Raw genomic sequence first — 14645 nt, forward strand, 5'->3', positions numbered from 1 at the left:
TTCCAAAAGAAAATCTTTGCTAAAATAAAAAGCATACAGACAAAAAAGTGTTGACACATGGAGGAAAACGTATTCTTTCAAGATATAGTGGGGGAAAAAAATGAGATTAGAAAAACAATTAATAAAAAAGATATATTATGAAACATTCCTAATGGAAAATGAAACACATCCACCTCTTCAAGTGCTTGGAGAAGCTTATTTAAACGAACAAAAAAATGAATTTTCCGATGGATCTTATATTCGTTTTGCTCAAGGTGAATTTTATTATCACCATCAAGATTTTGAATCAGCTATTTTTAAATGGGAGAAAGTCAATAATGAATTAGCATCATGGGCACAAAAAAATATTGCAGATGCTTACTTCGAACTTAACCAATTATCAGTTGCTGAAAATGTTTATACATCTATTACAACTGATAATAAAATACTTATGACCGAAATATCACTGCAATTACTCTCTCTTTACATCGAGCAAAATAAACTTGATTCAGCTTTCACCGTTATAAAAGAAGCGGTTTCTTTAAATCCCGATTATCCAAACGTTACAGCAATCGCTCGTTCCTTTTATGAAGAACAGCAGGATTTTGGCAGTGCAGTAGAGCTTGCTGTAAATGAGCTAATTCGAACAGAATCTTTCCCATGGTTTGAAGTTCTAAAAGAATATATTGATAAAGGATTTACGAAAACCATTTCACCAGATTATTTTTACGAAGTATTAACTACATTACATAATGTAGACCAAGTACAATTTACGCAAATTGTTTCATCGCTTTGGCAGAGCTATAAAAATGAACAAACTTATTTATTATGGCTTAAAACGATAAATAAATTTTTCTTACATATCGAAATACATTCGTCCGATATATGGGACAAAATTTCTTCTCTTTACGAAGAAACGTACTTTGAATTAATTCAAGGTCAATATATGCTGAGACAATTACACGACATCATTCCGAACCTATTAACAAATTGGTTAAAGGTAGCCAATCCGTCTTATTCTTTCTTTCCATCTGCAGCAGTATTGGCGTGGGATGAGATTTTCCCTTCCCAAATAGATTCAACAGATGTAGAACATGCAGAAAATAATCTATCATATTCTACCAATCATACAGATGGATTAGAGTATAGTTTACATCTTTTTGAATCTATTACACAGTGGGCACAAAGAAATGATTTAGAAATAGGCCATCGATTTAGATGGTTAGTTGACGAGCTTGCAGATTTAAAAACAAATCGTCTTTTAGTAACAGGAACTTCAGGAAACGGAAAATCTTCATTTATTAACTCTATACTAGGAGAAAATATATTAGAAGACTCAAGCTCAAATGTAGTTGTCTTTAAAAATGATGATCATACCGAAATTAACGCCATAACAGATTCAGCAATTACAACGACTGAGGATTTCTCTGAATTCCATAACATGATGTCTATGCACCGCCAAACATATAGAGATAGAGCGTGTGTTGAATTTAAATTACCATGCAGATTTTTAAGTAAAAATAAACTTACATTCGTTGTTACACCTAGCTTTAGCAGAAACAACGATAGCAGAAATGAAACATTCGAATATTTACATTCGGTAGACGAATTATTATACGTATTGAATGCTGATTCACCTTTTACTGACAAAGAACGTGACATTCTATTAAGTATTCAAGAACATTCACCAAATCTACAAATTCATTTCTTATTAAATAAAATTGATAACATTTACAGTGAAGCAGAAGCAAAAAGAGTTATACATGATACGCAAGCGAGAATAAACACATATTTCCCGCATGCGAGAGTTTTCCCTTATTCTTCGTTATATACAAATAGTCAACAACTAAACGATTTAACTGAGTTTATTCATTTTAACTTTAACCATAAAAACATCGATACAGAACGCACTGAAAAGTTATTATCTTTCATTCGAAAAACAATCACATATCTTTTGGATAAACGAGTTGAGATGGAAAACGGCCTAGTGGATTCTATTAATTGGAATGAAGATATTTTAGTTAGACTAAATGGTTTCATTAATAATCTTACTGCTTTTGAGAAGGAAAAAATTCATTCTATTACAGAATCATATCGTACAATGAAAAACGAAATTACGAATGATATGACAGAACATATTCCGAAACTATTGCAAAGTTGTTCTGATTTAATTAGCGAAGAAAGCGATTTCGGGCACATTGATATTGAACTAAATAAAGCGATGAACGAAAGAGTGCAAAACTATTTAGAACAAACTGTGTTACCTAACCTTGCTCGCTCTATGCAAGATTGGATTGCAACTTCTAATAACGAGTTCCTTCAAAGTCAATCGTACTTAGAAGAAATCAGTGAAGGACTTAATTCTTTATGTGGAGAAAATCGAATACAGTTAGAATGTGACTTTAAAGTGCTCGATGATTGGCGTAGAGATACGGATAGAATGACAACTAGAATACAAATGGAAGAAGTGAATATCTTACGCCGATTTACACCAGCACAATTTTTACTGAAAAGTGCCGGTAAATTATTTGGAGTTCTTCCTAAAAATAAAACAATGCTATATAACAAATACACACAGTATTTAGAAAATGAAGATTATACCGATGTAACTGCTTCTATTATGAACAAATTTTTCTTGCAGTTTGAGCTATTTGAAAACGCACTGGAGCGGGATATTACTATGTTCTTCAGAAATCCATTTGGTACGTTAAAACAAGCTGTAGAAGACACACATTTAGAAATACAAGAAAAACAAAATACACTACATAAAATGAAATCAAGTCCTGAAGTTTATCATGATCCTATAACGCTCTTTGAATTGAGATTACGCCAGTATGAAGTAATCGTAAATATGGATAAGGATAATTCCTATACAGATTCAACTTTAGAAACAAGCATAGATGAAATATCCACCTTTTAAATTTCTCATATAGTAGTAAATAAGAACAAAAAAGCAGCCAATATTGGCTGCTTTTTTACTAAACTCTTATGTGAAGGTAACTGATGACATATGCCCGATTGGTAATAACTTCCATCAAACTCCCCGCTGATTAAAGTTTCACTTTATATCCCAAATCACATCATCGACCTTTGCTTCCACGCGAATTTGCTGAATAAATTGTTGTCTATCGTTTTCGTTACGAATTAGTTTATGTATATACCGCCGCTTACTCAACAAATTCCGATAACGTTCTTCCGTATGAATGACATTTCGGCATTTTACATCTTCATATATAACTTTGAACCAATCATGCCCTTTTAACTTTTCAATATGACGAGCAAATCTTCTTTGCTTTCGCTTTTCTCGTCCTTCTATGCTTTCTAACGCTTGTTCCACAATTTCCTCTGCTATATTTTCTCCTACAACTTTTACAATTCCAACTGTTCCGCGACCGATAACCTTTGTAGCATCTGCTGCCGCTTCTCCTAGTGCAACTGCTCCTCGTACGACCCCAGCGAGAATGTGACCAATAATATCTTCCATAGCTTCTCTCCTTCTAATTTACTATTTGTATTCGTTTAAGAGGATAATATATTGCAACCAAACTTCCTAATACATCATCTTTATCAATTAGCCCTAGCCCATTACGACTATCTCGGCTCACTAATCGATTATCCCCCATCACAAAGATTTTATTTTTTGGAATAATTATCGGGCCGAAATCCTCTGTTAAATTCATCATAAGTTGTTTTGCTTGCTTCTTATTTTTTTCCAAATATGATTCCTTTTGTAATTGACTATTGATATACAACTGATCATTTTTCATTTCAATTTTATCTCCAGGTAAACCGATAATACGCTTCACATAAAAATTATCTGTTTTTATCACAATCACATCACCATGGTGATAGCTATCAACTTTCCTTACTAACTTATTTATAATGACTTTATCCCCTTCATAAAGCGTAGGCTGCATGGAAGCTCCTTGTACCGTCGTCGAAAAAAATACAAATACTTTCATAAAAAAAGCAATCATACATGCAATCACCAATACTTCAATCCATTCCCGAAAGCGACTTTTCTGTCTCATGCTTATCTCCTTTATCCCTTATGTACATATATTATAGAATACTTTTGTAAATAAATTCTATATTATCAGTAAATTACATATACTATTCACAATGAGAATAAAACATTCTATATATACAAATTATTTAACTAAAAAAAAAGAACTACTAATAAGCAGTTCTTCTTTCATTTCTATATAGATGGCAAATATTCATCCATCAACTTTATCCGGCATTAACGAACAATAATACTCCCCCCTCAAAATTCGATGAAAGCATTTTCCAGCTCTAGCGGCTAGAATCTCCGGTCGTTTCGCCCCCTCGGACGAGGCAAAAAGCGCCTCTCTGCCTTGGTCGCGGGCGCCCTGCGATTCTGAGCGAGTCGCTTCCGCTTTTCTAAAGAAGTTAGGCGGGAGATAAACTGCCCGTAAAGCCCGATTGGTGAGGTCTAATAATCATTGGGGAATCAAGAAAACCCCAATGATTAAAGTTTCCCTTTATCAAATCTTACAATTATATTCTGAAAAATATCCTTATATATAGTTTTTTGATATAATATTTCTGGTCTTTTTTATTTGATACATAAAATGCAAGGAGGATTTATTTTTATTATGAAAGTTATGCTAAAAAACGAACGAACTGGACAAATTAAACAAACAAAACTAGGGTTTAGCTGGACTGTATTTTTCTTCGGCTTCTTTCCAGCACTATTTCGCGGGGATTGGAAATGGTTATTAATTATCTTAATTGCAAGTGCATTCACATTCGGTTTTTCTAATTTAGTTTTCTGTTTTATTTATAATAAGTTATATATTAATGACCTTTTATCTCAAGGTTATAAACCTGCTGACGAATATAGCTTAGCTGCTTTACAACAAAAAAATATCATGGCAGCATAAATAATAAAAAGTAAGCAAGCTGGTTATGTACCAGCTTGCTTTATTACATTCCAACATAAATAATACACATTTGCGCTCCAATATATGTTGCCCAAACCCAAAGAGGATCATATTTTATATTCCTTCTTCCGATATCAGTAACACCAATAATAAAATCGGAGATGGCAAACAACAAACCTCCAAACGCTGGAATCCACCATATTCCACCGTTCAAATAAGCAAGTGCAAATGCAAAACATGCCATTCCACTAACCCAAAGCCCGTATACAAGTGCTCCTATTGTAAATAACTTATCTTGCTTATTATTTCGAATAAAAAAGAACCAACCGATAATTAAGAATAACCCGTATCCTACTAAACTAAACCATAACCCCGTCCATGAAATACCTGTTTCTAAAAAAGCTGTCACATACAAGCAATGTGCAATAGCAAATGTCGCCATTCCGCCAATTAAACGGTGCCCAAATGGAATCAAGCCTGCCATAAATAAATCGCCGATTGTTGATAAAAGCATACCGATTGCAACCCACTGCCGATAAGGTGTCACAGGATCTTGCACCCACATCCATGTCGCAGCTCCAGTTAATGAAAAACTCAGGAGTAAACGTATAAATAAAGGTAATGGTTCGTTTTTCTTTGTTTGATTTGATTGTCTTATTGCATAAATTGTACCGAACAGAAATAAAGTTACTTGTCCAATCAGCAGTACGTACATTTCATTCATATTTTTCTCCTTGATGGATTAATATTTCTATGTTATTCGATATAAAAACGTCATTTTCCTTCCTTCTATCTACAAGTTTCAACAAAAAATATGTGTGTTTCTATTACTCCATCACTTTCTCAAAAAATCCATTTCATATTTCCTATCCTTACATATAGAAAAGAGGCTCTTACTGAGCCTCTTCACACTGCTTTTGTATTTGCTCCGTTTTTTGCACTATAGGTGTACGATTCACCACAATGATTCCAGTCGCTACACATGCCAATCCAAACAATACGAAAGAATGAATTGCTTCACCTAAAATTAAGCTTGATAATATTACACCAAACACTGGAATGAAGAACATGTACATCGATACTTTTCCAACTTTGTTGTATTTCATCACTGTATTCCAAATACAAAATCCCGCTGCCGATAAAAAAGATAAGTACAGTAACATAAGCAACGTTTGCATATGAAATGTAAATGGCATGAATCCATCTTGTAAAATCCCGATGAATAATAAACCTAAAGAACCAATAATCATTTGATATGCAGTCATGTAGCCTACATCCATCGTTTTACTGCCTTCTTTCGCCAAAATGTTACCGTACGAGTACAGCATTGCCGCAACTAACAATAACAATTCACCAATACCAAAGTGAAAATCCATATTTCCTTTTGGAATGTTTACAAGAATGACACAGCAAAAACCGATTGATACACCAACGATTTTTCTCATATTTAATGAATCATCTTTATATAGAAAATGTGCTAATACAATTTGAAAGAATGATGATGTTCCAGAAATAACTGCTCCTTCAATCCCAGTACTATAGCTCAAACCGATATAAAAACAAACATATTGTAAAAACGTTTGAAACAAACCAATCTGAACAAGTTGCTTCGCTGTACCTTTTTGGAAAGATATATTTTTTCCTAATGCTTTAAAAAAGAATAAGAGCATAACTCCTGCTAGGAAAAAACGATAGCCAGCAAATAAAATTTGTTCACCTACTTCATGAGGTTGAATATCTAACTGTACATAACTTAATTTAATAAATGGAAACGCACTGCCCCATAGAAAAGTTGCGCTTAATGCTGCAACAAATACACCGAGCGGATGTGTAAAAAATCTTTCTGTCTTCACTGATGTCTTCCTTTCCGTACTTTTTACGAACAATATCCATATATAACAAAGCGGAGTCAAAAACACAAGTATTTTCACTTCTACTTATTCAAGTAAAACTTACCTTCTTTGCTTCTTCCTCAATCTTAAGGTGGGTACTTACTCTCAACGAATAGCGGAATAAGTAAAAATCTTTTCGTATAAGGAAACATATGTTATAATCTAGAATAGTAATAATAAAGTAAATATCTACACAGAATGTGTTTTCTAAGAAATGCTGCTATCCGTATGGATGGCAGCTTTCGTCGTTTTATAAGGGTTTCGATGATGATTATTTTTCTCAATAAGAAGAGTAAAACGAGATGAATTCACCAGTAAAAATATTCTCAAAGTAAAAGAACGTTTCAACTTAAAAGAATGCTGCTATCTAGATGGATGGCAGCTTTCGCCGTTTTATAGGGCTGTCGATGATGATTATTTTTCTCAATAGAAAGGAGCGAAAAACTATGAATGCTGAAATAAAAGCATTATTAAAACAAACAGAAACACCACCTTAAAAGAAAACTACTATCCATCTTTCACTGGTTTCCATAATAAATTTTTTCTCAATAGAAAGGAGCAATAAGTTATGAATTCTGAAGTAAAAGCATTATCAAAACAACAAGGAACGCCAACTTCTTCATCTTGGCTTGCAACATTTCAAAAACATTATGAACTCATTTTTGCACTTACATCCGGAGTTTTCATTTTGATAGGTTGGCTATTAACAAAGAATGACGTGACAACAACTGCAACCACATTTTACGTATTAGCTTATATGATTGGAGGTTACGCAAAAGCAAAAGAAGGTATTGAAGATACGATTGCAGAAAAAGAGCTGAACGTCGAAATGCTTATGCTTTTTGCAGCTATCGGCTCAGCTATTATTGGCTATTGGACAGAAGGTGCTATATTAATTTTTATCTTCGCTTTAAGCGGAGCTATGGAAGCTTACACGATGAACAAAAGTCAAAAGGAAATTTCAGCACTGCTCGACTTACAGCCTGAAGAAGCACTGCGTATCTCTCGCGGAGTCGAGGAACGTATTTCAGTCGAACAGCTACAAATTGGTGACATTATTTTAATTAAACCAGGTGAACGCGTTCCTGCAGACGGCATGATTCACACTGGTGAAACAAATATTGACGAAGCTGCCATTTCAGGTGAGCCAATTCCAAGTGAAAAGAAACCTGGTGATGAAGTATTCGCAGGAACGGTTAATTTACGTGGTGCGATCGAAGTAGAAATCACAAAGCATAGCGATCAAACGTTGTTCCAAAAAATTATTCGTCTCGTGCAAAATGCACAAAGTGAAAAATCTCCTTCACAACTTTTCATTGAAAAATTTGAAGGAACATATGTGAAAGGCGTACTTCTTGTTGTAGCACTCATGATGTTTGTTCCTCACTATGCTCTTGGCTGGAGCTGGAACGAAACATTTTACCGTGCGATGATTCTGCTCGTTGTCGCTTCTCCTTGTGCACTCGTTGCAGCCATTACACCAGCTACGTTATCGGCAATTTCAAACGGTGCACGCCATGGAATCTTATTTAAGGGCGGTGTTCATTTAGAAAGACTCGCTTCATTAAGAGCAATCGCCTTTGATAAAACAGGTACATTAACCCAAGGAAAGCCAACAGTAACAGATGTATATACGCGTGATGGAATATCTGAAAAAGAGTTATTGCACATTACAGCATCTATTGAAAGTCATTCTACACATCCTTTAGCAGCATCAATTGTTAAATATGCAAAACATGCATATGACATGACATTAACAAAACCAGAAAACGTTGAAGATGTAACTGGATTTGGCTTAAAAGGAACACTGCAAAACGAAGCTTACAAAATTGGGAAAGCTGATTTTATGGGTGAAGAAACAAAATCATTCCATAACGGCATTTCAACGAAATTAGAACAAGAAGGAAAAACTGTTGTATATGTAAGCGATGAGAAAGGTATTCTCGGTCTTATTGCCTTAAAAGATACACTGCGCCAAGAAACAATTGCAGCAATTCATGAGCTTCAAAAACTTGGTATCGAAGCGGTGATGATTACAGGTGATAATGAACAAACAGCAAAAACCATCGCTGCTGAAAGTAATATTAAAGAATACTACGCATCTTGCTTACCAGAAACAAAAGTAGAAGCAATAAAAGAATTGAAAAAGAAATATGGTACAGTGGCAATGGTCGGTGATGGCATTAATGATGCTCCTGCATTGGCAACAGCGAGTATTGGAGTTGCCATGGGAGAAGGAACTGATGTTGCTTTAGAAACTGCAGACGTTGTCTTAATGAAAAATGAACTTTCTCGCTTAGCACAAGCAATTCGCTTATCAAAACGAATGAATCGTATTATAAAGCAAAACGTTATCTTTTCATTGGCAGTAATTATGCTGCTCATTTGTTCAAACTTCCTACAATTTTTAGCACTTCCATTAGGTGTCATCGGTCACGAAGGAAGTACTATTCTCGTTATTTTAAATGGGTTACGATTATTAAAAGCAAATAATTAAAAGGGTTCCAATATGGAACCCTTTTTTAATGATAACCGTTATGTCCGTTTGCACTGCTGCTCGTTTTATGTTTTGGCTGTGAGCTGCTGTGTTGTTTACGTTGGTTTTTGTCGTTTTTACTATTACCAGTCTTATTTTGACCCATGAATAATCCCCCCTATTCCCCCTTAGTATGAAACAGAAGGTTACTTTTGATTACGGGAATTATTGTCACTCGTTCGATAATAATTCAAAAGTGCGTTAATTTCTCCACCAAGCAAAATCACCCAGCCAGTTAAGTAAAACCATAATATTAAAATAATAATAGCACCGAGGCTACCATATGTATTCGAATAATTTGCAAAGTTATCGACGTAGAATGCAAATGAATACGATGCCACAATCCACCCAATTGTAGCAAATAATGCTCCTGTCATTACTTCTCTTCTCTTTACATGACGATTTGGGGCAAATTTATACAAAAAGCAAAATAAACCAAATAATACGAGAAAACTTAATAATAATCGAACAATACTCCAAACAAACGAAAATTCATGAGATAAACCTAGAACTTTAAAAATCGCTGATCCAATTATTTGTCCAAATACAGGTAAGATTAAAGCAAAGACAATCATAAAAATCGTTGCTAATGTTAATACAATTGACAATGCTCTTGTTGTAATAAATGAACGTGTTTCAGTAATATCATAGGCACGGTTAAATGCCTTCATCACAGCATTTACGCCATTCGAAGCAAAATATAACATTGCAAGTAAACCAAACGATAATAACCCACCATTTTGTTCACTCACTATTTTATCTACATTTGTTTCAATTAAACTCAATACATCTTCAGGAGCATAATTCTGTAAGAAGGATAATACATCTTCCGTCTCAATTGGGATATATCCAAGAAGCGTTATTAAAAAAACAAGTGCTGGAAAAAGAGAAAGCAAGAAGAAATAGGCAAGCTGCGCTGCTAAGCCTGCCACATCATCTCGTATTGTTCGATCATATAAATCTTTCCCAAATGTGAAAACATGATGAGTTCTTGCTTTTTGTAAAAATGTTTTCATCTTTTTTAAACGCTTTTCTTTTCTTCTTGATTTTGTTTTAGTTCAATAAACGCTTCTGATTTCTTCTCTTCTACAATAGATTCCTTTTTGTCGCTATCTTCTGCTACAATCAGTTCTTCTTCCGTCTTTAACTCTTCTGTCGGTACAACCGCTTGAATTTCAATTGTTTCTGGTTGTTCTTTCACATTATTCTTCTTCTTGTTAAAAATATCTTTCGTCTCTTTTAATGTTTCAACAACAGCTGGCGTTAACTTTTTAATTTCTGCCACTTTTGCTTTTACAACATTAAAATCAGCAATTTCGCGCCCTTTATCTGTAACTGTTTGCATCTTTTCTTTTAGCTTTGCATTTTCACCAATTTCAATCATTTTTGTTTTCGCTTTCCCTGCTGTATACTTCACTTTTTCACGATTTTCTTTCTTTAACATAGAAACCGCCACACCTGCTGCCACACCGATTGCAATATTGCGTACAATATTTCCCTTCTTTGCCATATTCCTTCACCCTTTCATCTATTTTGTTAGAAAGTTATCTCGCTCAAACGGACAATGATACCTTAAAGGTGATAGCCTTGAGGTATCTCCCCATAAGAGCTCGATTGGTTTAACTAACCATAAGTAGCAATGCTCACCAATGGAAGTTTCACATTATACTTTCTGAACTAACATCCTTATATTCCTTGCTCATTTCGAATGAACGCTAGCAATTTTGCACATCCTTCTGTTACAAGGTCATATACTTCTTGAAAGTTCCCTGTAAAATATGGATCCGGAACATCTGTCCAGCCACCGTCTGGAACAAAATCGGATAGTCTGCCAATATAGCCGCCTGCTTTTCCTAAAGCCTTTAAATCGTCTAAGTTTTTATTGTCCATTGCAATTATGTAATCAAACTTTGTTAAGTCTTCTTTTTCTACTTGACGTGCTTTAATTCCTTCAAAAGATACTTCATTTTCTGTTAAAATTTTTTGTGTGCCGTGATGAGGCGGATGCCCGATATGCCAATCTCCAGTTCCAGCCGAATCAACAGTAATCGCTTGTTCTAATTCTTCTTTTTTTACAAGCTCACGAAAAATTGCTTCTGCCATCGGAGAACGACAAATGTTTCCTAGACAAACAAATAAAACTCGAACCATATTTGTTTCTTCCCTTCATGATGCATTTGTTATATTTAGTATAAACAATCAACAATTACTTATAAAGGAAATAAGCGCTAATTTAATATGATTTCAAACTTCCGTTAACGAAAATGATAAAAAATGTTAAGATAAGTCTATGTTACTTTAAAGGGGGGTACTTCCGTGGATTTATCCGTAAAAACGCAAGAAAACGTTGAATATATGGTAGAAGCAATTAAAGAAAAATTACGCATGGTAAACGCTGGAGCAATGAGAGCTTCAAACTTCAATGAAGATATGTATGAAGATTTGCGTGACATTTATGAACACGTTATGAAGCGCGAAACATTTAGCATTAGTGAAATGCAAGCTATTACAGAAGAATTAGGTTCATTAATTAAAAAATAAAAAGGCAACGAGGAGCATCCTCATTGCCTTTTTTATCATTCATTATCCTTGCATTTCCTTTTTAATTCTATCCGTTAATTCTGCCATGCGCTTACGGCTTTCTTCACGCTCACGTTTGTTTTGTTCTTCAATTTGTTTTGTTTCTTGAACACCTTTAGAAATAATATTCCAAGTCTCTTCAAGAGTTTCCATCTTAATACTTGAAGAACCCGCCAATTTTGCTACTTCTACACTTTGCGTCGCGATATTTTGTGCATTTCTCTTCAATAACTCGTTTGTACGACGGTCAAGTTCTGCCATTGAATCCGCAACAAGCTTTTGACGTTTTGCATTTACGGCTTGAATAATACCATTTTTAAAAATAGGAATTGTCGTAATAAACGCTGTATTAATTTTCCCTATTAACTTGTTGTTACCACGTTGAATCATTCGAATTTGAGGCGCTGTTAGTAATGCAACCATACGCGCTTTTTCTAAATCGTCAATACGCTGCTCTAAAATTTCTACAGAGTTTTTTAATGATTCCAGCTCGATTCCTGCAAGTTGATCATTGTTACGAACGCGCTCTTCATACATTGGAACTAATTCTGTTTGCAGACGCTCAAGTAGCATTTCACCCGCAACAACGTATTTCTCTAAATCTAAATAATATTTTAAGTTTTGCTCATACAAACCATCTAACGTACCGATTGAACGCTTCATTTCATCTTGGTATTTCGTGATTTCCACGTATACTTTATCCATTTCGCGTCCCATCGTTTGATACTTATTAAAGATTTGTTCAATCATTTGATTTCCTTTTTTAAATAAACGAGAGAAAAAACCGCCTTTGTCTTCAACGAAATCTTTACTGTCAAACTTGTCCATAATTTTCCCAAGCTGTTTTAATAACTCACCGGAATCTTCTACTTTAGATAATGTCATCGTATGTAAAATTTGATCAGCAAATCGGGAAATCTCTACAGATGGCTCTTTTCCTAGCTCGATTAATTCCAATTGATCTTTTATATCCACCGCATTATAAATGCGCTGCACTTCAGGGTCTTGTCTTAGCTGTAAGCGAATATTTTGTGATGTTTGTTCAGTCAATTCTGTTGTTGTTGGGTCTAGTACGATCGGATTCATATATGTATCTTCCTTCCTTTATAAAAATGGACGAAATATCCCTTTTAAAGTATTTGATAAATTTTTATAGGACGATGGACCGTGAAACTCTACATCAAAGCTCACTTCTTCTAACCAATGTGAATCAAATGCTCCCGCTTCAATGTACTGCTCAATATCATTACGTCCTGTCGGATTAAAATGTAAAACATCGACACCAATGTGATTTAAAAAGAGCATCAATATCGCATCAGAACGCGTAAGTTCTCCACTTTTTTCATTGTTAAATATAACTATCTTCGGAACCTCTTGGGAATAATCGAATTTCTCAAGCTGTTCAAGTATATTCGGTGGAATTTGTGAAAGCTGCGCAAACACATATAAAGCTGCATCTTGCTCTGTTTCTGTTCCCATTCTCTTGTAAAGCTGACTCTCACATGTATGAATAATCGCTTCTGCAATGCCGTATTGTAAGCCCTCCGGTAAGCGTTTGTGCGGCCACCAATGACTTTGAAGGATTCTCTGTGCATTAAGCTTTCCAGAACGATCTAATGCATCGCGATAATGAAATTGAAAATTAGCTTTCTGTTCTTTCGTAAACGGAAATTGATTTACTAACATACTGTTCTCATACGATGTTAACACTTTTAATCTTTGAAAATACTCTTTCCCATTTTTAGAAACACCAGACACCTTTGCAAATAACGATGGAATATAAATATGTTGCTTTTCTACAAAGAATGTTGGTCTTATAAATGCCTTTTCTTTCGTGATGATAAAGAGTTCATCATATGTTGTCTTTAATGTACGCGCAACTGGCGTATATGCCCTGAATTGCCACGGTTTATATAAGAGCGAATTATCATGATGAAGCACTTGCTCAATTTCTTTCGATGCTTGATATGCAACCGTTGCAACGCGCTCTCGTTTTTTATCTGGAAATGGTTCTAATGAAATTCGACTTGGATGCGAGATTACAAATGTTCGATTCTCTTCATCGATTTTTTCAAATCCATCTTTTCCTTCCGGATGATAATACAATACGTCACATCCAAGCATAATAAGAAAGTATAAAAAATAAGTTTGGCTTTCCGACGCATCACCATACCATATAATTTGGGGCATTTGTACTTTGTAATCCTTTTGTGAAAACCATTTTGAAACGTAATTTTCACTTAACTTAATCATATCAATTAAAAAACGGCGGAAACCTTCTGTTTTTAACGATTGATTATGCTGTTTTTCGTACAGCTTTAAAATTGAAATAAAAGTTGTGTGTATGTAGTGTTGTATATCTGGATGGTCAACTTCAGGCAACAAACGTTTTCCCGACAAATGAGCAACGAGACGATTTACAGTTAAGCCGTTAGATGCTTGTTGATGTAATGAAAAAACTTCTTGAATATCACGAAGCTTCTCCGAAGGAATAACTTTATTTAAATTTTGTTCATGAAGTACAGTGATATTCTCATTTTGACCATAATCAAATAACTGGTTATAGTATTCATCCACATCATTCGGCACACCAAGAATGCGGCATCCGACATAACTAAAATGCAACTCATTCTCTGTAAGTTCATAATGCGGACGCTTTGCTAACTCTACTCCAAATTGCTTCAATTCTTCTTCCTCGTTTAATGCATGTGGATGAAATGTAAAACGTGAAAACACATTAATTCACCTCCA

General features: G+C 34.6%; 13 protein-coding genes. 4 read left to right on the top strand and 9 right to left on the bottom strand.

Annotation, left to right across the window (positions count from 1 at the left end; genetic code table 11):
• Positions 1–100: 100 nt before the first annotated feature.
• The gene (locus AB1279_RS21860) at positions 101–2899 is read left to right on the top strand and encodes a dynamin family protein (protein ID WP_429760927.1); all 2799 of its coding nucleotides are present in this window, start codon (positions 101–103) and stop codon (positions 2897–2899) included.
• A gap of 138 nt (positions 2900–3037) precedes the next feature.
• Here AB1279_RS21860 and AB1279_RS21865 read toward each other — a convergent pair whose 3' ends face one another.
• Together AB1279_RS21865 and lepB are read right to left on the bottom strand one after the other, a co-directional pair.
• Positions 3038–3463 carry a hypothetical protein gene (locus AB1279_RS21865; RefSeq protein ID WP_429760929.1) on the bottom strand — a complete coding sequence of 142 codons (426 nt, stop codon included), beginning with the start codon at positions 3461–3463 and terminating at the stop codon, positions 3038–3040.
• Positions 3464–3476: 13 nt separating this feature from the next.
• Entirely contained in the window at positions 3477–4010 is a 534-nt protein-coding gene (gene lepB, locus AB1279_RS21870) for a signal peptidase I (protein WP_429760931.1), read from the bottom strand.
• A 588-nt stretch (positions 4011–4598) separates the two neighbouring features.
• Here lepB and AB1279_RS21875 point away from each other — a divergent pair.
• Positions 4599–4886, top strand: a complete 288-nt coding sequence (locus AB1279_RS21875) for a hypothetical protein (RefSeq protein WP_429752519.1) — start codon at positions 4599–4601, stop codon at positions 4884–4886.
• Between the two features lie 43 nt (positions 4887–4929).
• Here AB1279_RS21875 and AB1279_RS21880 read toward each other — a convergent pair whose 3' ends face one another.
• Positions 4930–5610, bottom strand: coding sequence for a lysoplasmalogenase (locus AB1279_RS21880; RefSeq protein WP_429752521.1), 681 nt, complete (start codon positions 5608–5610; stop codon positions 4930–4932).
• Between the two features lie 169 nt (positions 5611–5779).
• Positions 5780–6739: a DMT family transporter gene (locus AB1279_RS21885; protein WP_429760933.1), complete on the bottom strand. Its 960-nt coding sequence runs from the start codon at positions 6737–6739 to the stop codon at positions 5780–5782.
• A 607-nt stretch (positions 6740–7346) separates the two neighbouring features.
• Here AB1279_RS21885 and AB1279_RS21890 point away from each other — a divergent pair.
• Entirely contained in the window at positions 7347–9275 is a 1929-nt protein-coding gene (locus tag AB1279_RS21890; RefSeq protein ID WP_429760935.1) for a heavy metal translocating P-type ATPase, read from the top strand.
• Positions 9276–9460: 185 nt separating this feature from the next.
• Here the strand turns inward: AB1279_RS21890 and AB1279_RS21895 are convergent, their stop codons facing one another.
• The 3 genes from AB1279_RS21895 to AB1279_RS21905 form a co-directional block, all read right to left on the bottom strand.
• On the bottom strand, positions 9461–10330 hold the full coding sequence (locus AB1279_RS21895; protein WP_429760936.1) for a YihY/virulence factor BrkB family protein: 870 nt from the start codon (positions 10328–10330) through the stop codon (positions 9461–9463).
• A gap of 5 nt (positions 10331–10335) precedes the next feature.
• On the bottom strand, positions 10336–10824 hold the full coding sequence (locus tag AB1279_RS21900) for a DUF4075 domain-containing protein (protein ID WP_429752529.1): 489 nt from the start codon (positions 10822–10824) through the stop codon (positions 10336–10338).
• Positions 10825–11000: 176 nt separating this feature from the next.
• Positions 11001–11465 carry a low molecular weight protein-tyrosine-phosphatase gene (locus AB1279_RS21905; protein WP_336483808.1) on the bottom strand — a complete coding sequence of 155 codons (465 nt, stop codon included), beginning with the start codon at positions 11463–11465 and terminating at the stop codon, positions 11001–11003.
• Positions 11466–11630: 165 nt separating this feature from the next.
• Here AB1279_RS21905 and AB1279_RS21910 point away from each other — a divergent pair, with 165 nt between their 5' ends.
• Positions 11631–11855, top strand: a complete 225-nt coding sequence (locus AB1279_RS21910; RefSeq protein ID WP_098311126.1) for a DUF1128 domain-containing protein — start codon at positions 11631–11633, stop codon at positions 11853–11855.
• Positions 11856–11897: 42 nt separating this feature from the next.
• Here the strand turns inward: AB1279_RS21910 and AB1279_RS21915 are convergent, their stop codons facing one another.
• Positions 11898–12980 carry a toxic anion resistance protein gene (locus tag AB1279_RS21915; protein ID WP_429760937.1) on the bottom strand — a complete coding sequence of 361 codons (1083 nt, stop codon included), beginning with the start codon at positions 12978–12980 and terminating at the stop codon, positions 11898–11900.
• A gap of 18 nt (positions 12981–12998) precedes the next feature.
• Positions 12999–14630 (bottom strand): YceG family protein, encoded by a 1632-nt coding sequence (locus AB1279_RS21920; RefSeq protein WP_429760939.1) that lies wholly within the window; start codon positions 14628–14630, stop codon positions 12999–13001.
• Positions 14631–14645 lie beyond the last annotated feature (15 nt).

Source organism: Bacillus sp. S14(2024), assembly GCF_050473785.1.
Lineage (GTDB): Bacteria > Bacillota > Bacilli > Bacillales > Bacillaceae_G > Bacillus_A > Bacillus_A yunxiaonensis.